15 protein-coding genes are annotated in these 21,362 nt (G+C 47.6%); 11 read left to right on the top strand and 4 right to left on the bottom strand.

The window, feature by feature from the left end:
* The first annotated feature begins 489 nt into the window (after positions 1-489).
* The 7 genes from FIU95_RS17390 (at position 490) to FIU95_RS17420 (ending at position 6,983) form a co-directional block, all read left to right on the top strand.
* Positions 490-987, top strand: a complete 498-nt coding sequence (locus tag FIU95_RS17390) for a DinB family protein (RefSeq protein WP_152454962.1) — start codon at positions 490-492, stop codon at positions 985-987.
* Positions 988-1,128: 141 nt separating this feature from the next.
* A complete protein-coding gene (locus tag FIU95_RS17395) occupies positions 1,129-1,941 on the top strand; it encodes a hypothetical protein (protein WP_152454963.1) in 813 nt (270 codons plus the stop codon).
* A gap of 116 nt (positions 1,942-2,057) precedes the next feature.
* Complete coding sequence (locus FIU95_RS17400) at positions 2,058-2,462, top strand: GFA family protein (RefSeq protein ID WP_152454964.1); 405 nt, start codon at positions 2,058-2,060, stop codon at positions 2,460-2,462.
* A gap of 108 nt (positions 2,463-2,570) precedes the next feature.
* Positions 2,571-3,404 (top strand): signal peptidase I, encoded by an 834-nt coding sequence (gene lepB / locus FIU95_RS17405; protein ID WP_152454965.1) that lies wholly within the window; start codon positions 2,571-2,573, stop codon positions 3,402-3,404.
* Between the two features lie 804 nt (positions 3,405-4,208).
* Complete coding sequence (locus tag FIU95_RS17410; RefSeq protein WP_152454966.1) at positions 4,209-4,397, top strand: hypothetical protein; 189 nt, start codon at positions 4,209-4,211, stop codon at positions 4,395-4,397.
* Positions 4,398-4,459: 62 nt separating this feature from the next.
* Positions 4,460-5,563: an agmatine deiminase family protein gene (locus tag FIU95_RS17415; RefSeq protein ID WP_152454967.1), complete on the top strand. Its 1,104-nt coding sequence runs from the start codon at positions 4,460-4,462 to the stop codon at positions 5,561-5,563.
* Positions 5,564-5,936: 373 nt separating this feature from the next.
* A complete protein-coding gene (locus FIU95_RS17420) occupies positions 5,937-6,983 on the top strand; it encodes a serine hydrolase (protein WP_256366428.1) in 1,047 nt (348 codons plus the stop codon).
* A gap of 594 nt (positions 6,984-7,577) precedes the next feature.
* Here the strand turns inward: FIU95_RS17420 and FIU95_RS17425 are convergent.
* On the bottom strand, positions 7,578-9,530 hold the full coding sequence (locus tag FIU95_RS17425; protein ID WP_152454969.1) for a phytase: 1,953 nt from the start codon (positions 9,528-9,530) through the stop codon (positions 7,578-7,580).
* A 105-nt stretch (positions 9,531-9,635) separates the two neighbouring features.
* Positions 9,636-12,266, bottom strand: coding sequence for a TonB-dependent receptor (locus FIU95_RS17430; RefSeq protein WP_152454971.1), 2,631 nt, complete (start codon positions 12,264-12,266; stop codon positions 9,636-9,638).
* Between the two features lie 435 nt (positions 12,267-12,701).
* Between FIU95_RS17430 and FIU95_RS17435 the strand changes: the two genes are divergently transcribed.
* Together FIU95_RS17435 and pstS are read left to right on the top strand one after the other, a co-directional pair.
* On the top strand, positions 12,702-14,624 hold the full coding sequence (locus FIU95_RS17435) for a PhoX family phosphatase (RefSeq protein WP_152454973.1): 1,923 nt from the start codon (positions 12,702-12,704) through the stop codon (positions 14,622-14,624).
* A gap of 149 nt (positions 14,625-14,773) precedes the next feature.
* Positions 14,774-15,838: a phosphate ABC transporter substrate-binding protein PstS gene (pstS, locus tag FIU95_RS17440; RefSeq protein WP_253868722.1), complete on the top strand. Its 1,065-nt coding sequence runs from the start codon at positions 14,774-14,776 to the stop codon at positions 15,836-15,838.
* A gap of 1 nt (position 15,839) precedes the next feature.
* On the opposite strand, the gene FIU95_RS17445 is transcribed toward pstS, so the two are convergent.
* Together FIU95_RS17445 and FIU95_RS17450 are read right to left on the bottom strand one after the other, a co-directional pair.
* Positions 15,840-17,723, bottom strand: a complete 1,884-nt coding sequence (locus FIU95_RS17445) for a diguanylate cyclase (protein ID WP_152454977.1) — start codon at positions 17,721-17,723, stop codon at positions 15,840-15,842.
* Between the two features lie 463 nt (positions 17,724-18,186).
* Positions 18,187-18,795: a MarC family protein gene (locus FIU95_RS17450; protein WP_152454979.1), complete on the bottom strand. Its 609-nt coding sequence runs from the start codon at positions 18,793-18,795 to the stop codon at positions 18,187-18,189.
* Between the two features lie 174 nt (positions 18,796-18,969).
* Here FIU95_RS17450 and aceK point away from each other — a divergent pair, with 174 nt between their 5' ends.
* Both aceK and FIU95_RS17460 read left to right on the top strand, forming a co-directional pair.
* The gene (gene aceK, locus FIU95_RS17455) at positions 18,970-20,724 is read left to right on the top strand and encodes a bifunctional isocitrate dehydrogenase kinase/phosphatase (protein ID WP_152454981.1); all 1,755 of its coding nucleotides are present in this window, start codon (positions 18,970-18,972) and stop codon (positions 20,722-20,724) included.
* 56 nt (positions 20,725-20,780) lie between these two features.
* The gene (locus FIU95_RS17460; protein WP_152454983.1) at positions 20,781-21,284 is read left to right on the top strand and encodes a hypothetical protein; all 504 of its coding nucleotides are present in this window, start codon (positions 20,781-20,783) and stop codon (positions 21,282-21,284) included.
* The last annotated feature ends 78 nt before the right edge of the window (positions 21,285-21,362 follow it).

Raw genomic sequence — 21,362 nt, forward strand, 5'->3', positions numbered from 1 at the left:
AACACTTATATTTCCCCACATACTCCCAAAAAATATGACCGGATCTACAGAAAGATTTAGGTCACTTTGATCACTCTTTTTATCGACCCATCGCAAAAAGATAGAACCCCTCTTAAGCTCGAAGAATTGTAGGTATTTTGTTCTAACAGTTAGCAATCCGTAACTCCCACTACTCAGATGTGCACTATAGAACCATTTAGGGATGGCAGATTGATTTGCTGTTTTTTTAGATAAATTAGTGCAAAATTCCTCCTGCAATGATGACCGGGAGGCTATCAGTCTGGTTGATCACTGTATAAAGATAATCGGAGTGGATGCCTTATAATTTACCCGAATTGCAAAAAATACTTAGTTACATGTACAAGCTATTTCAAGGATCCGATTAGTAGACTCATTCGCTAAATAAGTCTTCACTAAATGTATATTTTCTAAGCACTATTAGTTCATTCATTTTTAGCTTCAAAAAAAACATTAATAAAGAGGGGGAAAATGCAGTTTTTTAATGCATTTCAATATAAGAAATGGGCAAATGAAGAATTACTTCAGTTTGGGGAACGGCAGCTTTCAAAACTTCCTGAAAAGGAAGCTATATTCTTCATCAGGATTTTAAACCATACAACAGTCGTTGACAGTCTCTTTATCAGTCGAATTTTGGGAGAACCAGAAAAGTATAGTGCAGATAACACCCTAGAAACCCCAACGATATCAGAATTGCGCAGTACAATGAGCAAAAATGACTCTTGGTTAGTTCAATATGCAGAATCAATATCAGAGAAAGAACTAAAAAAGATTATTTCATTTAGATTTGTTGATGGCGATACAGGGCAACTTTCCGTAGAAGAGACCCTGATCCATTTATTAACTCATGGTAGCAATCACAGAGGTATGGCATCTAGAGTGCTGGCAGAAAACAAACTTGAACGCCCAAGAGATACTTTCACTCGATATTTACATCAAATTGAGCCATCGAGAAGAACTTTTGACTAGCACTTAACAAACTATTTAAGAGCGATTCGAAAACTATAGAATTTTTCAAATACGCTTTATTTCGTATTTAATGTTGGATACAGAAGACTATGTATTGCACTGCTCGCAACAACCAGGAATATTTCACCAGGAAGGATATAGATGAGATTAACTCTAGCTGTTATTTGGATTTTTATTATATCGTATCCGCTTGACGTTAAAGCTGACATCTGGGGGCGTGATTATTACACCAAACCCTTTCAACCTGCGTTCATATTTATTGCCATCTTTGGTGCCGAGAACTCAGAATTAAAACTGTCGGAAGTTGATCATAATATCGACCAAATACCAGAAGGGGTCGATATCGCATTCTACAACAAGTCTATCCCAGAACAAAAAGACTATATCGAAGGCTTTCTGACAGGAACAATGGGGCAATTACTAAAAACGCAATCACCGGAGTTATATCAAAAAACAATACAAACTAACAGCATAGCCATAGTGTCAGGTGAATTTAAGGACGTAAAATCACTTACATATCTCAAAAATACCATTGGTATTATTAAAGCCATTACAGAAGAGGGGGCAGTTTCTGTAATAGACTTTCAAATCGCTAGGCTCTACACGCCTGATCAGTGGTCAGATACTTTTTTTGAACCACGGAGACCTTCCCCACAGAAACATGTTTTTCTAATGTACTCTCCGGAGAAAGATGGAATTTGGTTACATTCAAGGGGAATGCGAACATTTGGAATGCCCGACATTAGCCTGGTGGGTTGGCCGGAAAAGCATCTCCATGATGGGCATAAGTTGGCAAGAAGATTTATAGAAATCTATGCAAAGGGTAAATTCCCGGAGTCTGGTATTGAGATCAAAGTTGAGGGGTTGCCAAGAGGTATGTATACACAGCTCAAAGGTGGGTACGACAATCTTGACTTTAATAACTTTTACATTGAAATCCAATGGCCTAAATAATTTAGAGAAAGAAAAAAGTAATCTATTTTGTTCCACCTTAGCGGAGCTTCTCTGGATTTACGGAGCCTAGAACTTTAGCCGAGAAGCTCAGGATTATATGATCTAAGGAAAGATTAATGAGAGTGAGTCGAAAGGAAATTGATGGGGTAAGAATCCAAACTAAACATAGGGCTTTATGCCACTGCTGCTCCGTAGAAATAGAGCTGCATTTACCAGAAGGGCTTGTCGATCTTCGGCGCTGTGATTGTTCCATATGCCGTAGGAGGGGAGCAATCGTCGCGTCGGTCCCCCTAGAGAATATTAATATCTTGAAAGGGAGAGAGTATTTAAAACTCTATCAGTTTAACACCAAAACGGCGAAACACTATTTTTGTGGAATCTGCGGTATATATACGCATCACCAAAGACGATCTAACCCCAGTCAATTTGCTTTCAATGTGGCGTGCTTGGAAGGTATAAATCCTCTAAAATTAGAGAACATACCAACCTATGATGGCGTAAACCACCCAGCGGACCAATAAAAATTCCTACAGAAAGCTATGTATTATGCAATAAACAAGAACCAACTTGATTGGTCTTCAGAGTGAACCTAGCCTTTTATCAAATGACTATTAAATGAAGAGGTAAAATTGAACATCAATTGGAAACCAAAAGCATGGATAGCCATACTCTTAGGAGTATTTCTACAAGCATTCACATTTCTCTACTTAAATAGACCCAAATTATTTTGGCTCTACTTCCTACTTTCAGTCACTGCTTCAATAGTTGACTGGAAGTATCAAACACTATTTTCATCCGCATTTTCAATAATATGTCCCGTACATGCGTTTTTTATAGTAAAGAATTATGAGTATTCTATTGAACGGACTTGGTATTCCAAATGGTGGGGTATTCCTGCCATTTATATCTCTTTTTTTACAACGGTATTTCTGACTCGATCTTTTTTATACGAACCGTTCTTATTTCCTTCAGCATCAATGCAACCAACAATACACCCAGGAAATCATATCATTATTCAGAAACTTGGTTACGGAACCTATGGAACATACGGATTTTCATTAGCCAGCAAGGAGATTACCTCACCTGAAGGAATGCAAAGAGGAAAATTGTATGCATTTTACCCACCTCATAAGGATATTATTTTTGTTAAGAGATTAATTGCGCTCCCGGGAGATACTGTATCTGTTAAAGGCAACAACATCACTATTAATGGATCTCTACTTATTACGGATAAAATATATGAAACAGAGAAAATGACAGCCTATGAACAACAATTAAGCGGCATTACTTACCGAATTCAACGAATGAATCTACTACCATCTAAGGATATGAAAGAGACGGTTGTACCTGAAAAAAGCTATTTCTTTATGGGTGACAATAGAGATAACTCATTAGATAGTAGATACTGGGGCTATGTTTCCAGTGATCGTATCGTTGGTGAGGTCATCCATATCTTTGAATAAAGATCTAGTAAAACATTCCAGTGGGTCAAAATACTGTGAATTTTGCTCACTGGTTAAGTGTTGAGTATCACCCTATGATTCGAGCTTTTTTCTCATTGACTCTTGTTCTACTAATACTCTTTGCAATGAAGCAATGGATAGATACCTCAAAGAAAGCGGCTGTTATCAATAGGCTCTCAGAGATTAAAACCGCAGAATCATGTGATTCTGCCGGGGGTGAGCTTCGCCAGGTTTGTATGAACGGCGCCCAAATGTGTATTGTGCAATACAATGATGCTGGAAAACCGTGTATTAGTGGGGTTCAATGCGAGGGGGAATGCCGAGCACCATACAATCATCAGGGTAGTATGTTTACAGTTGGTAGTTGCTCCACTTCGAATAATCCCTGTGGATGCTGGGCAAATGTAGAATTTGGTTTGATTCAGAAGAGAATTTGTAGGGATTAGCCCCTTCAAAAAACCTTGATAATACCTTTTCCATAGCCTGCACAATCCACCGGCTATAGTTTTGCCTCAAGTCTCAAGGCAAACTGTTGTTGAGCATATTTAAGTAATTTAGGAAAACCACAAAATGTTTGGCTTCTGGGCAGGAACTCCAACAACGATTTCCAATAATAGTTTTGGCATCTGCTGTAAAAAAGCATTAGAGTAGAAATTAAATCTATCATTTAACGATACTCAGCAAGAGCCTTACTGATTATATCATTGCTCATGGCATAGCTTAGGGAAACCTTAAAATCTATCAAACCCGATATTGGATGAAATAAGAACTAAAATAGATGAGTATTTCGAGAATTCTATTCCAATGAAAATTGATTTTCTTAGTGAAAAGAGTCACTGGCCAACACTTTCAAACACAGATGGTTCTGAATTGCGTATTTTAAGACGTAATGAATCACTTTTTTATGATGATTGCGAACTTTATACTTATTTTGAATTATTGGCAGCTACAAAAGTGGCAAGCATGCATGAATTACCACTGTGGGTTAGTTAAGTGGATATCATTTCAATTATCTCAGAAAGCACCGTTTTTGTATTTAGAAGGGATGTCACACAATGACTAACCGTCGTAATTTTGTTAAGGCACTAGGTGCCTTAACTGCAGCCTCTCTACTGAGTGGCACAAAGGAGTCATTTGCAGTAATGAATAGTAAAAGTACCTGGTACATGCCCGATGAGGGCGAGCCTCACCTGCGTACTTGGATGGCCTTTGGTGCAAGCCGAAAAATTTGGGGGCGGACACTCTTACGGGAAGTCCAGCGCAACCTGGCGACAATTGCCCTGACGATTGCGGAGTACGAACCCGTCTCAATGCTGGTACGCAAAGCCGACCTGCCGATAGCCCGTCGGTTAATGGGGGATAAAGTTGAGCTAATTGCCTGTCCACTGGATGACTTGTGGATGCGTGATATAGGCCCTGTTTTTATTATTAATGATAACGGCGATAAAGCAGCAATTGACTTCAACTTCAATGGCTGGGGTGAAAAGCAGCAGTCTGACAATGACGCAAAGGTCGCTGCTTTCACGGCTCAGTACGCTGGAGTACCTAGTATCCAGACTAACCTGATTCTCGAAGGTGGTGGAATTGAGGTGGACGGGTATGGCACCGCCATCATAACCGAGAGCTGTGTACTCAACGATAACCGCAATCCTGGTGTTAGCAAGCAACAATGCGAGCATGAGCTAAAACGGCTTCTTGGCCTAGAGAAAATTATCTGGCTACCCGGTATTAAAGGCATGGATATCACCGATGGACATACAGATTTTTATGCCCGTTTCGTGCGCCCGGGTGTGGTTGTTGCGGGCTATGATCCCGATCCAAACTCTTTCGATCATGCCGTAACAAAACAGCATCTGAGAATTCTGCGCTCGGCGACGGATGCCAGTGGTCGAGAACTAGAGATTGTTGTACTTGAGGCACCATCAATCGTTAGAGAGCGGTTTGACAATGCAGATTTCGCCGCTGGCTACATTAACTTTTATGTCTGCAATGGGGCAGTTATTGTTCCTGAGTTCGGAGATCCTAATGCAGATACAGCAGCCCAGCGAAAATTGCAAAGGATATTTCCGGATCGCGATATTGTACAGGTCAATATTGACGGTATTGCAGCTGGTGGCGGAGGTATCCATTGTACAACTCAGCAGGAACCGGAAATTTAACTGATCTTGATTTTAATTAATAAAGAATTTTCTCCTTTAAATTCTTGCCAGCCTAGATATTCGCCATAAAGGAGTGTGTATTTATCTTGAATTTATTTATTCCGCACATGATTTAATCGACAAATATGTTGACTTTACAACCACCTAAAGAAAATAAAAACTCCAACTAATTACACATCCACAATAAAACCCCTGTCTTTCAGAAATCTATGGCAAGATGACAGCCTTGCCATAACGTTGATCATATATTTTTTAAAAAGAGATTATTCATCTATAAAGATCCCCATAGATTGAAAATAATAAGGATATACTGTTTATGACTTACACGCCTCGATTACTAATTAGAATACGCTCAACAATTCTAGCTGTTATTATGTTATCCCTCAGCTTTCCAACATATGCAGACTCTGTGGATAAACTTATCAGAGGCATTATGGATAAGCGCCAGATCCCTGGCCTCCAATTAGCCATTGTTAAAAACGGTGAAATCATCAAGCTGGGAAATTATGGATTATCTAATTTACAAGATAATGTGCCGGTAAGATCCAACACCGTATTTCCAATTAACTCAATGACTAAGGCGTTCACGGGTGTTGCACTAGTGCAGCTTGCAGAGGAAGGGCGCCTTTCCTTAGATGATGAAATTGGCAAACACCTTACTGACTTACCTGCCAACTGGAAGTCAATAAAGATAAAACATCTAATGGCACATACTTCTGGGCTGCCCAATATTTTAAGTGGTTACCTTGTTGACTTGGTTGTTCGTGGCAATCCAGAGGCTACCTGGAACAAAGTAAAGGAGTTACCTTTAAAGTCTGAGATAAACACACAATTTAGTTATAATCAGACGGGTTATGTTATTATCGGTAAAATAATCGATAAATACATACAAGGTGGCTTCCCTAAATTCATTACCTACAATCAGCTTAAAATCGCTAATATGCAATTAACAGCTGATGCCGGCTTTGAACACATGAAGCGCCCTATAGCCAACCATGCAAGGCAATATCTCTACGATTCCGATAAGGGCCAGCACAAAAATAACTACGTTGAATTCCCTTACATTTTACAAACCGCAGCTGGCATGAATTCAACAGCAACAGAAATTGCGCAATATCTTATTGCCTTGCAGCCAAAAAAGCTGGTCAAAAACCTAAATTCACTCTGGACACCAATCACTTTAAAGAATGACCAAACTGCTGGGTTTAATCCCGTAGAGAATGGTTATGCTATAGGGTGGCAAGTTATCGATCGAGAACATCACAGTGCAGTGAGTGCGAGCGGTGGAAATGCGGCAACTATGATTCACTACCCCGATGACAATCTATCCATTGTTGTTCTTACAAACTTAATTGGCGGATTGCCAATACAGTTTGTAGACAAAATTGCCGCTGAGTATATTCCTGAATTTAAGCTATAAAATAGCAGGGGACAGTTTGTGGCAGGTCTTTTTAAGAGTTAGTTAATGAGCAAACAGGATCATCTATACAAGACCCGCCTCAATAATTAATCCATTAATGGGAAAAACTAATTATTGGAGATACAGGGTAGACTCTGAATAATTCCGGAATACCTCTGCGGACTTTAAGCGTTGCAGAGGTTAGGCGCAGCTCGCCGAGAATAGCCCTATCCCTTTACAAGAGCAGCAACGTAGCTGATAGGACCTGCGCTTTTCTGGACTTTCATAGCGATTCACACTCAGTATTTCGACCTTTAGAAAGGGCTAGATATCCCTGCGAAGCAGCGCCTTGATTGTGAACCACCCTAAAAAGCAGAAGAATCACGGAGCCCTTCAGATATTCCCCAGGTTTTACAATCCATCAAGATTTTTTTGATTAAGCTGAAGATTTAAAAAAATCACTACAACCAACAACACTAGCTCATATCTTGAGATAACAAACATCAAAAATATTTTTTATTGTGAAATCTAGCTCACAACAAAGACGAACCTCAATTTTTCACCAAGCCCCCCAAAAAAATTCCTTCAAGTTTGCGCCATAAGAAATTTAAATGACTAATTTTTGACAAATACAGACAAGCCCAGCGCTTCACTCACCGTATACCAATCAATCAATTTGAAATTCTGCTTGGCATTGGGCAGACGATTTCTGCCATCTTGGACAACCAGTAGCCCCATTGGATATTCCGGCCCAAGATTCAAGCTGGTAACAGCCAACCCATCGGTTTCAGAACTTCCATCAATACCTAATCTCATATTCACTGTTACCCTAAAATGACCAACAAAGTTATTACCATCACGTGTGAATAACGCATAACTGTCATTACCCTGGCTGGAGGCAATCAGGTAACCGCTATCTTCTGTCAGGTAGAGGGCGAGCCCTTCCACATCATCTACAAGGGTTTTCCCATCTACTTCGGCAACCAATCTTGGCTGGGATTCACCACTCCGCTGCTTTACAAGATCCAATGACCAGATTCCCAGATCTTCCTCAGCGAAGAAGAGAGTCTGGCGCTCATCATCCACTACACAGCCCTCAACTTGGCTATTCACAGCCACTTCTGCCTGTGCTTTTAAGCTAAATTCACTGGGAATCTCTCCAAGTTCAATAGCAAACTGATGCAAGGCCGCCTCTTTATCCGATACCCAGGCGAAAATCCGGTTATCGGTTTTTTGTAGGCACAAGCCATAGGGATCTTGTAAATCAATTGACCGCAGACCCAGGTGCTCAATTCGTCCCTCAAGGGTGATGGCGAATAGATTCACACCTGGGATAGAACGATTGGAGGCTGCCGCTACTGCACTATAAAGCGGGTGATCAATACTACGAATATCTACATTGTTCACACGTCCCACAGGGATGTGCTCAAGCAGCTTTCCTGATAAGTCGTAGACATTCAGACCACTTTTCTTATCAGTTGCCAAAATTAAACTATTTTGCGGCCGGGATTTGTTTACCCAAATTGCTGGATCATCGGCGGCATCTCCCAATGATTGCACAGGCTCTGTCTGATTACGGGCGAAGATACTAACGATTGAACTATCACTCTCTGTCGCAGTTACCGAAGGATCATGGGGCAAGGAATCTGACTCTACCTGATCAAAGATCAGCAGCTGGTCTCTGCCATCATCCAGGGCGAAGAGTTGGCCGTTTAATAACACTGGGGAGTTTACCGTGTGGCTTTCATCAATATGGAGGTGCCAATCCGGCTCCTCTTTCAGAGAGCTCAAGCTGTAGCGACGTACCTGATCGTCGGCAGTCAACCATAAGCTCTCGCTTTGGGTATCGATCCACAGATTGCCGAAGTCTTCACCAATCCATTGGCCACTTAGGACCAATTCACGTTGCTCATCTTTTTCCGCACTGGCATTTAAACTCAGGATGCCGATAGGCGGTTGGGAGACTAACAGATGTTGTGTCTTCGAATTCACTGCACAAGCATTGACCTGTTCACCAAAATAGAGCGGACGCATTTCTTGCAGCCGCCACTGCTGCTGGGCCGGTAAAAGTAAATATTCGTAGCCAATGCCTTCCTCGCCGATAGTAAATAAGTGCGTTCGCTCCTCTTGATGGGAAAAGCACAGGGCACTTTGCGGAGTACGCATTTTTTGGCCACCCAGTAGCCTAAAATCCAGTTTCCGTTCACCTTCGGTGGGTCTAATTTCATGTAAATTTAATTGCGCTTGGCCCTCGTCATAAGAGGCTACCAATAAATTTTTATTAGACAGAGCCTGTACTGCCAAGCGCTCTACCCGCCCCTCTTGAGCGGCGATTATTTCTCCAAAGGGATTAATTAAAATCAAACCGCGGCGTTCACTGGCAAGCAGTAAATAATCCTCACCACCCACTTGCACCGGCAGCATCTGCTCGGCTTCTATTGCCCCAAGTGAGATGACCTGTTGGGGCAGTGCTTTTTTTATACGTAAAACAGAATCCACTTCATGACCACAGCCATAAATGAGAGTGATGCAGAGGGTGAGTAAAAAAATAAAACGCAGCTTGTTCATGGGTGGCAGTTACATTCCAGAGAATAGACCCCGCCTGTGCGGGGTTCGGTAAATTGCGCATGCAACTGCGCTATTATTTTCAAAAAGACTTTAGAAGTGGCCTCATTAGAAAGTGCTGTAACTCAGCCCTAAGGCATAGGTCGGGCCATACTCTTCATATTGGCCGTTAAAGCCGGAGTTATGCACATAGTAGGGTTCATCGGTGAGGTTTACCCCGGTGAATGTCAGCTGCAGGCCGTTGCTGAAATGGTAACGAGCGGAGAGGTCCAATTGTAGGTGATCCTCTTCGTAGCGATCGCGAGAGGCATCCTCCATGTCTACCTCCAATAGTTGCTCACTGCGGAAAGCGGCGGACAAGCGCAAGCTGAAGGCGTCGCGCTCATAGCCGACAATAAAGTTCCCCACCAAATCGGCCTGGGAAGGTAGAGAGATTTTGTCACTACGCTGACGATCCGGTCCCAGGCCAAGCCGGGCCTCAGAATCGGTGAGTGTCGCATTAGCCCGCAAGAGAAAGCCGTTATCAAAACCCCGTGTCCAGGCCAGCTCAGCACCGTTAATTCGCGCACTATCACCATTGATGGGTTGCATTACCTCAGCCTCTTTCACTGCCAGGTTGCCGATGTACTGAGTCAAGTCCGCGCTAAGGGAAACATCGGACATCACAATAAAGTTGTCGATATCTTTATGGAACAGCCCAAGGGAGAACATACCCAGGTGGTCCGCATAATATTCCGCAGAGATATCCAGGTTACGGGATTCGTAGGGTTGTAAATTCGGGTTGCCAGCTTCCACTTCCAGCTCACCATCATCGTACTCAATTTTAGCCGGTGACGGATTCAGGTGACCAAACGAGGGACGTGAAAGGGACTCGGTGTAAGCTGCGCGCAAAACAATATTATCGCTGTAGTCAAACTTGAAATTGACACTGGGAAAGAAATGATCGTAATCGCGCTGGAAGTTGACCGCACTGGCATAGACCTCATCAGCGATAGGATCGGCATCGGGCACCGGCTCCTCAGATTCGATGACACGCATCCCTTCGGCACTGAAATCGGTGTGCTCATAGCGCACACCAAAAACCCACTGGGTGCGATCGAGTTCTATGGTATTCATCACATAGAGTGCGCTGATATCTTCCTGCATCTTATAATCCCGCGCAGAGGAGAGCGCGGTTTCGGTTTCATCCAATTCAAAACTGGCGATATTGCGATTGATAAAGCTGTTGAGACTACCAGGGTTAACTCCCGGCCCAAAAGTATCGAGGCCGTAGTCGATATCGTTGCGGACAAAATCTGCCAGTGTAAAGTCACCACCAAAGCCATCATAAACACTGGCATTCAGGTCACCGCTTTTCTCCCGCTGGCGTTCGTGCAAGCCAAACTGCACGGTTGAGGCATAATCTCCCCACTCTATTTCCCTGGAAAAATCCAAGCGTACACTCAGCTCCTCATCCTCAGTGAAATTATCCTCAATCACCAGCTCGTCCAACTGGTAATTAGCGGGGTCTAATATTCTTTCAGCATCGGAACTGCCCACCGCCATACGCGGGGTCTTATCGGCTTCCACATAACCCAGGCGCAGTGGTTCGAGGACAAAGTCGGTATCACGACGGTGAGGCTCGGATTCCTCCGCATGGGAATAGCCCAGCGCGTAGGACAGGCCCCACTGTTCGAAATTGTGCTCACCACCCAGTACTGTCGAAATAATTTCCTGTTCTTCCAGGCGATCCTTCAGAGACTTTTCCAGTGCCGCCTCGTCCCAAATTGCGGAATTTCTGGAAATCGTTTCCGGCTCATCGCGTTCCGCATCCAGTTTCCAAGAGTTGCGCTGACGGATCTCCTGATCAGAGAAGTCGGAATAAAGACTATGCAGATATATCCGCGCATCGCTGCTCAGTTCCAGATCAAAATTGGCGGCCACGCCGGTGCGCTCGCGGGTAATGGTGTAGTCCCGCTGCTCTATTTCAGTTGCGCCGATTCCCTCACTGCCATCTTCGGCCACAAGCGGTCCCCAGCTGCCATCGGTCTCGATATTTTCAGAACCAAAATCCCGTTCCTGATGGCTAACCGCCAGGGCAATACCGAAACGTCTATCGCCCTCGAGATCGAAAACATTGGTCATGGTGACTGCGTATTTGGGGCTGTGCTCTTCCTGCAGATCGCTGTAACTGTTTTCAACGCTGAATTTATAGCGGCTGCCATCGTAATCCAGTGCGTTGATACTCTTGATCTCTATCGCCCCGCCGATGGAGTCTGCACTCATATCTGGAGTTAGGGTCTTAAATACTTCCAAACTGGCGAGCAGGTCTGAGGGAATCACATCCAGGGCCACAGCGCGGCTATCTGTTTCCGGGGCGGGCAGGCTCACGCCATTGATGGTGGCGGCATTCAGGTTGGGATCTATACCGCGCACCCCCACAAAACGCCCCTCCCCCTGGTCGCGGGCAATAAAGACCCCTGGCATCCGCTGCAGGGCCTCGGTCACATTGGCATCCGGCAACTCACCGATGGCATCAGAAGTTTGTACCGCCACCAGCTTGTTGGAGTCCCGCTGGCGATCCAGGTCACTGCGCGCGTTGCTGGCTTGTGCGGTAACAGTCACCGTTTCCATGGCGCGGGCCTGGTTGTCCTGTGCATAGGTATTAGCACACAGAGTGACATTGGCGCAAAAAATTGCGGCGGCAAGTGTGGTAATGGGTGCATTGGGCAATCGAAAACTGATGTTTGTATTTTTCATGGCGTCCCACTCCGATTAATGCCGATGGCGTATTTAGTGGCTTATGAGTTGGAGCGCAGACTAGTGGGCGACTATGAACTTTACATGACGGTTTTTTTAAGCTGTCATCAAGCTTTCAGAAATGCCTGGGAATATTCCTGCAAAAATGAAATATCATTCATTATTTATTTGGTGTTAAGCAAAAAATTTATTACTTATAACTTTATTGGCTGCAAACTCAACTAAGCAAACTGAACTAAGCAGACTGAACTAAGCAGACTGAACTAAGCAGACTGAACTAAGCAGACTGAACTAAGCAGACTGAACTAAGCAGACTGAACTTAATAGATGAGTCACCAGTAGAGGTAGCCAGAAAATACAATAATTTCCACCTTATGATTTTTTAGTAGTCCAATAAAAGCCTTTTCTCAGGTTTCCTGCAATGGAGCAGCTGTAATGAAAGATTTCCCGAAAAATCCTGGCCGCCGAAAGCTACTCAAAGCCATAGGCGGTGCCACTGCTGCGGGCGCGGCCACCAGTTTTATTCCCGGTTGTGGCTCGGAGCATAAACAGAAGAATCTTTCTTTCCAGGAAATTCCCCATAGCTTGGATTTCAACCATCACCTGCCGCAGGGTTATAGCGCTGATATTCTGCTGAGCTGGGGCGACCCCATTGTCGATAACATCGAGCAGTTTGATCCGAAAAAACTGACGGCACAGAGTCAATCGCAACGCTTTGGCTACAACAATGACTTTATCGCCTTTATGCCACTGGCAGAGGATACCCCTGCGGGGCGCGGTGATATTCACTGCCAGAGCGGCAATAGCGATCGCGGCCTGCTGTGTGTAAACCACGAATATACCCAGCCGCACCTGATGTTTTCCGGCTATAACGATGAATATAGTGCCACCCGTGGTGTCAGCGCAGAGCACGTCGCAATAGAAATGGCCGCCTGCGGGCACTCGGTTGTGGAAATCAAGCGCGCAGGCAAAGGCTGGCAGCCTGTCTTAGACAGCCCCTATAACCGCCGCATCACCTCGACCACGCCGATGCAAATTAGCGGCCCCGCCGCCGGGGACAAGCGCCTGCAAACCACTGCAGATCCCTCTGGCACCCAGGTGCTCGGCACCATTGGCAACTGCGCCGGTGGCAAAACCCCCTGGGGCACGGTGTTGGTGGCCGAAGAGGGATTTGGCGGCGCTTTCCAGGGTGACCCCGACAAGATCGAGGACCCTCGCGAGGCACACAATCATCGCGATTTCGGTATAACACCCCACAACCGCAACTTGGGCGAATACGACCGGCGTTTTGATATCCAGCACGAACCCAACGAGCCCAACCGCTTTGGCTGGATGGTGGAGTACGATCCCTACGATCCCCAGTCCACTCCGCGCAAACTGACCAACCTGGGCCGGTTTGAACACGAGGGCTTTACCCTGGTATGCAAGCCAAACCAACCTGTAGTGGCCTATGGCGGCGATGACGACGAGGGCCAGTTTGTCTACCGCTATGTCTCGAAAGAGGCTTACCTTCCACAAGATCCGGTCCACAATCGCAAGTTACTGACCGAGGGCACACTCTATACCGCACGTTTTGATCAGGACGGCAGCGGACAGTGGCTGCCACTGGTATTCGGGCAGGGGCCTCTAAGCAGTAAAAATGGTTTTCACAACCAGGCAGATGTCTTGATTGATGTTCGCCGAGCCGCCGCACTGCTGGGCGCTACCCCCATGGATCGCCCGGAGGATGTGGAGACCAATCCCCACAACGACTGCACCTATGTAATGCTAACCAAGAATAAAAGCCGCGCCGAGGATAGAGTGGATGCTGCCAATCCCCGCGCACGCAACGCTGCCGGGCATATTTTGGAAGTTGTTCCCCCTGGAAAAAGTGGCGTAAGAGACCACGCTAGCGACAAGTTTCGCTGGCGGCAGTTTCTTCTGGGTGGTAACCCCAATGCCGAAAATCCCTTGGAGCGCGGCGCCTACGGCCAGCAATCCAGCTACAACATTTCCAGTCACGGCTGGTTTGCCAATCCGGATAATGTCGCCTTCGACCCCCAGGGCAATATGTGGGTCGCCACAGACGGCTGTGAGAGCTTCGGCTTTCACGATGGACTCTGGGCTATGGCCACCGAGGGCCCACTGCGCGCCGCGCCCAAGCATTTCTTTGGTTGCCCCCGGGGCGCCGAAGTATGCGGTCCAGAGTTTACCCCCGATGGCAAAACCCTGTTTGTCTCGGTGCAACACCCCGCCGATGCCCTCAATTCTACCTACGACCAACCCCTGCACCGCTGGCCGGATAACAACCCAGAGCTACCACCGCGCCCCTCGGTATTGGCCATCTACCGGGACGACGGCGGCGAAGTGGGTAGCTAGTATCAGCGGGACGGCGCATTTTCACTCGGCGTCGCCAGCCCTGCTAGAATTTTTCTATTGAAGCCCTTTTTTGCGGCTCGCCGCCGGTTTCCAATAAGAGGCCGGCGGCCATTAAGTTGAGGTACCCCATGTTATCGAGGTGCGCCGCTGTGCTACGCCGCCTTGCGGTCATCCTGGTGGTGGCCACTGGCATCCCACTTTCTGGCCTGCAACTTCAAGCCCAGGTACCCGAGAACCCCGTTAACTTACGGGGCAGTGGCGCCAGTTTCCCTTACCCGATTTATGTAGAGTGGTTTCGTCAGTTCACCCACCGTGAAAACAATATTTTTATTTTTTACGAAATGAGTAGCAGCGGCGACGGTATCCGGGATTTTCTCGGCCACACCGTAAATTTTGCCGCCTCCGACGCGGCTATAGAGATCGATGAGCTAAAAAAGGTCAAAGAGGGCGGTGTTGTATTGCCCGTCACCGCTGGGCAGGTGGTATTGGTGTTTAACTTGCCGGGTATCGACACATTAAAGTTATCGCGGAAAGCCTATGTGGGCATTTTTATGGGTAAGGTCCGCCACTGGGACGACCCAATTATCGCCGCCAGTAATCCCGACATTAAATTGCCGCGCACAGAAATTTCCGTGGTCACCCGCTCCGAGAGCTCTGGCACATCCTATATTTTTTCCGGCCACCTCAGCACTGTCAGTGAAGAATTTCGCCAAAATATTGGGCTCGACCGTACCCCCGACTGGCCCAGGTTATCAACCTTCAAACGGGCACCCGGCAACCAGGGCGTGGCGGCCAAGGTAAGAGAAATTCCAGGCGCTATTGGCTATGTAGAGCACGGCTTCGCCAACATAGTTAATTTACCGGTAGCAATCCTGGAGAATCGTGCGGGCAGGTTTATAGAGGCCAACGCGAAGAGTGGAGCAGCGGCTTTGGAAGAAGTGGAATTCCCCGATAGCAAGCTACCGGTGAGCGGTGCACCCAACCTGATCGCCTGGGTTTGGGACCCCAAGGGCAAGGATGCCTACCCGATTACCAGTTTTTCCTGGCTACTGCTCTACGCCAACCAGGAAGACAATATCGCTCAGGCCCTGCGACAAATGCTGGTATTTATGTTGAATCAAAATTCCCAGGCGGAAGCCGGTAATATTGGTTTAGTGCCCTTGCCGGAAAATGTTCGCCTCAGAGTGCTGAACGCCGTGACCTACGTGCAGTAGTTCAGGATTCCACTGTTTCATACTCCAACACGCGGTTGCGTCCGCTCCTTTTGGCTCGGTAGAGGGCGTTGTCGGCATGCTGTAATAACTCCAATACATCGCCCTGCCCTCGCAACTGGGCCACTCCGATACTAGCGGTAAATTGCACCGGCCCCTGTGCGGACTTAATCATAATTTTGGCGATATCCCTGTGGATTCGCTCGGCGATCACCAATGTGCCCGGGCCATCAGCACTAACCAGCAATGCAAATTCTTCACCGCCTATGCGACCAAACACATCTACTTCGCGTACATGCTGAGAAATTACCCTTGCGGTGGCACAGAGGGCCTGATCGCCAATCAGATGGCCGTGGCGATCATTAATGGATTTAAAACGATCGATATCCAGCATCAAAATGCCAAGGGAAATCCCCTTGCGCTGAGCTAGCTTGAGCAGCCGATTAGATTCTTCAAAGAAGCTGCGTCGGTTATGAATACCGGTAAGGGGATCTGTGCGCGCTTCCAGTTCCGCCCTGGTCTTGGCTGCTTCCAATTCTCTGGTACGTGACTGCACCAGTTCTTCCAGATCGGACTTGGAAATTTCCAGCTGCTGCAGATATTTTTTTTCCGCTCTATCCTTCTGCAAGCGCAAGCGCTGCACCATTAAACCAATCGCGCCCATAATCGCCAGCATCTCCACAAAGGAGGCCACCGGCGGCCAGTAGTAGTTGACTGGGTTGTGTACCACAAAGCCGAGATCGCGCATTGCCTGCACCAGTAATCCCAGTACCAGGGTGGCCCAGCCCAAGGCAAAGACCCCTGCGGCATTTTCTCCCTGGCGCCAGCGCGTCATAGCAATGGGAACCACTATTGGGTAACACAGCAAAGCGATGATCATTGAGATCTGGGAGAGGGCCTTTAGCTCCAATAGCACGCAACCGATCAGGAAAGCAGCATTGAGCATCATCAGCTGCAAAAGAACATCCAGTTTTGGAGTGAACTGGCGGGTTTCGAGAAATGTCCGCGCAAAAACAAGTCCGGCCATAATCGCCACAGCCCCACTCAGTGAGGCATACCCCCAGTGGGAGCTGGCTGTCATCAGGTATTGATGGGTATATCCCAACACCGTGCCCCACACCAGAATTTTGCTGGCGCAGTAAAAAGAGTAGATATAGAGAATCTTCTCTTTAATCGCGATCGCTCCTACCAAAGCGAAGAGTGCCATTAGGAAGTAGCCCCCAAATAGAAAGGCAATCAAGCTGGTTTCGCCTTTACTGTTCTGTTGTAACGCCTGAGGGCTCCAGATACGCAGACTGGGAAATGCCACGCCCAAATCACCAACATCGAACCTCACCATCAACTCCTGAGTGACCCCCGGTGCAATGGTAATTGGAAAAACAAAGCGGTTATGGGCCACCTGCCGGCTGGCAAAAGGTTCGTAAATAGAGAGGTGGCTGATCTCGTGATAGAGATCACCGCTAGCAGCCTCCCGACTGAAAGCCTGTAAACCCACCAGCTGGTGGTCAACATACTCGATATGGAGGGTTGTAGGCTGGCTGTCACGATTGCGCAGAGTAAAGTGAGACCAGAAGACACCAGCACTTAGGCCTGTGGAGCCAGCCGTCTCCAGAGTGCGAAACTCCCCAAGTTCATTGGCTTGTCGCGCAGTATAAATATCGCTCTCACCACGCTCGTCATGCCAGATGGCATGGAGACCGGTGGACTTTTCGCCCTTCTCGCTAACAGTTACATCCAGGGGCGCATGTGCCCAAACCGACGCATTGGATAAAAAAACCGTATAGACAAAGAGAAGTAGGAAAACACATAAAGCGGGACGAAAGTACCAAGATTTGAAAACAGCATGCCAGAAATTCAGTAACCGCTGTCTTATTATTCTGTCTTTCATAATCCTGGCGCGCGGGAATAAACCTAACCGTTATAAATGCTTCCCCTAAAGCAGTAAATGACACCCTCTCACTCAACCTGGGACATTCTGGGTAAAAAGTACTTTTTAATAGGTAGATTGCCGTATCTACTTTACCAAGCAGCCCTACCTTAGCGTCTTAAAAGTACCTTAGGGACACTTATCCTATAAAGCTTTTATATTCAGGATAGTCTGCAAGAAAAAGTGAATATGCTTTTAGAAATAAGCCGTATAACTTCCAACATAATGGTCGACTGCTAAAAACCCTTGATCCACAGTACTCAAGCTGAGTACATGACTGTTTGCAGTAGTGGGGTTATTTAGTAAGACCTCAGTAATGGGCGAAAAGTAGCCCTAGATAATGTTCAAATCGGATCGATAATTGACCCCCAGGCAAACACCCCGACAGGCTTTCGGGGTGTTTATTGTTCCAAGCCTAGAGGGCTTAGATGGAAAAGAACTGCTGAATCCCCAGCAATACATTGGTGGTGGCTACTGAGGCGAGGATGAGCCCCATCACCCGGCTGACAATACTGGCGCCGGCATCACCTATAAAGCGGTATATCCAGTTCGCAGTGAGCAGCAACGCCAGCACAATGCCCAACACCGCAAACATGGCCGTGGCGGTATTGAATTGGTGCATCATGTCGAAACGATGGTTATCAGTCAGCACCACGGCCGCCAACATGGCGCCCGGCGAGGCAATGGAGGGCACCGCCAGTGGAAATATGGCAGTCTCATGACCCTCGCGAACGATCTCCATCTCCTGCTCGGGCTTACTGTCGCCAAAGATCATGGTGAGGGCGAACAGGAACAGCACCACCCCACCGGCTACCTGGAAGGCGGAAAGCGGTACACCGATAGCTTCCAGCAGGAACTGGCCAGCCAACAAAAAGAACAACAAGATGCCGGCGGCCACCAATACCGCCAACCAGGCGATTTTGCGTTTTTGCCATTCGGCGTGACGGGAAGTGACCGCAATAAATACCGGCAGGGTGCCCACCGGGTCGATCACCGCAAAGAAAAAGACAAAACTACTGATCCAATCGTTCAATCGGTACTCCGGCGTGCCGTGCTACTATCCGCTTATTCCCTGCCGCGGGGAGATCGGCAAGCGCCGTGGCGGTAGAATCTGGAAAGGCACGGGATACTGATACTCCCGTCAGCCGCCCAAAACAGCTCCCCCGGACAAATGCTTAACCTGTAACCCAGAAACCAAGTCTAGTGCATGACAAATCACTCACCGACCGCCCGCCGCATCGCTAAGACCATCCTGAATGGTTTTGATGCGTATTTCGCAGACTACCAGAACATCACTCTAGGCGCCAAGGCACGCTTTGAGACCGCCTCCTGGCAGGCCGTTCATGATGCCAACAAGGAGCGTATTGACCTATACAAGACCAAGGTCAACCAGGTGCTCAAACTGGTGCATTCGGTGACCAGTAAAGACACCAGCCAGCTGGAACTTTGGAGAGATGCCCGCGCCACCTACGCGCAGTTGATCGCCAATCACAGTAATTACGAGATCGCAGAAACCTTCTTTAACTCTGTGTTCTGCAGCCAGTTCCATCACGCGGATATTCACGACAGAAATATTTTCGTCAAGCCCTCACGCGCTCCAGACGACAAACCGCTGCGAGATTACAGCATTTATATCAGCTACAGCGGGCGTGATGGACTCGAATACATGATCGAGGACATCCTTAAAGACTTCAGTTTTTCCGCACCCTGGGAAAACATGCAGCGGGATATAGAAAATATTTGCGCGGCCCTGCGCGAGGCACCGCTGGCCAACCTGGAGAATGAGAAACAACTGCGTGTGGATATGCTGGAGTCAGTTTTCTACCGCAATAAGGCCGCCTATCTGGTTGGGCGTATGATTTTCAATGGCGAAGTGGTGCCGATTATTCTGCCCTGCTTGAATAACGGTCGCGGCGGCATTTTTGTAGATACCTTGCTGCACAGCAACGACTCCGCCAGTATCATCTTCAGTTTCACCCGCTCCTATTTTATGGTGGATGCGCCTATCCCCTCGCGCTTTGTGCGCTTCCTCTCCACTATTATGCCGCTTAAGGAAAAGTCAGAACTGTACAATTCCATCGGCTTCCACAAGCATGGCAAGACGGAATTCTATCGCCATGTCCTGGCGCATATGAAGGTAAGCAGCGACCAATTTGTGATCGCCCCCGGTATCAAAGGCATGGTGATGAGTGTATTTACCCTGCCCTCCTACCCGGTTGTTTTCAAAGTCATCAAGGACCGCTTCGACCGCCCCAAAACCGTCACGGAAGAAATTGTGCGGGATAAATACAAATTTGTATCCCGCTCCGACCGGGTTGGGCGCATGGCCGATACCCAGGAGTACACCAACTTCATCTTCTATCGCAATCGCTTTAGCGAGGAGTTGCTGCGTGAACTGCAGGAAGTCGCGCCCTCCAAACTGGTTATTAATGAAAAATGGGTGATCATCAAGCACCTCTATGTTGAGCGGCGTATGGAACCCCTTAACCTCTATCTGCAAAGCGCCAGCGAGGAGGAAACCCGCGAGGCCATGGAGGAGTATGGCAACGCCATCAAACAATTGGCGGCAGCCAATATCTTCCCCGGCGATATGCTCCTCAAGAATTTTGGTGTGACCCGTCACGGCCGTGTGGTTTTCTACGATTACGACGAACTTTGCCCCCTGACCGAATGCAACTTCCGCAAGATTCCCGAGGCGCAAACCCCCGAGCAGGAGCTGGCGGATAAACCCTGGTACACCGTGGATGAGGCGGATGTTTTCCCAGAAGAATTTCGCCTGTTCTTCTCTGGCAACCCCATCGCGCGTGCCGCTTTTGAGAGGCTACACAGCGATCTCTACGACTATCGTTATTGGAGACGTCTGCAAGATCGAATCTGCGCCGGACACGTGGAAAGTGCCTTCCCCTACCGGCGCAAATGGCGCTTTCACCGCCGCGCCCCGGCCATCGCACGGAACAAATAAGCGCGCAAACTATGGCTATATTGGTAGGAGGCCCCCACAATTCGAACAGGTGAACAGTGCGCATATTTGCATGGGCCGCAACCCTCGCGGCCCTGGCTCTATTAACGGCCAGCGGCTGCGGTTATCTGCCCAGCGAAATGACCATCCCCGGCAAGGAAAAGGCACCGCCTCCTCACGCCCGTATCACCGGAAAGCCTCAAGTCGTTAGCTGTGCAACCCCTGCGCAAGGATTTCGCCAGATTCCTTTCGACAGCCTGTATACCTTTACCGGCAGTGAGCGTCAGCCATTTCAAGAAAAAACCAGCGTGCCAATGCAATACGATGTACTGGCTTATGTGTGGGGCAGCGAACGTTGTGCGCCGAGCGCCTTTTGCAGAAGAGGGAATTACTACTACTTAATCGGACGCGGACCCGGTAATGACTTCCAAACCTGGGTCGTTACCCCGCAGTATCCGCGTATGATTATTCAATCTCCCTGCGCCGAGCAATTGCGCATAGGGCAGCGCTACCGCTTCTCATTCAGCCGCGGCAAATTGGTGGGCTTCAGCCCAGTGAGATAGCGACTCGGCCAGCCGCAAATGAGCCATCGTGAGATACCAATCAGGAATACCTTGCCTTAGCGTTCTAATTTATTAGTC

The organism is Microbulbifer sp. THAF38, from assembly GCF_009363535.1.
Classification (GTDB): Bacteria; Pseudomonadota; Gammaproteobacteria; order Pseudomonadales; family Cellvibrionaceae; genus Microbulbifer.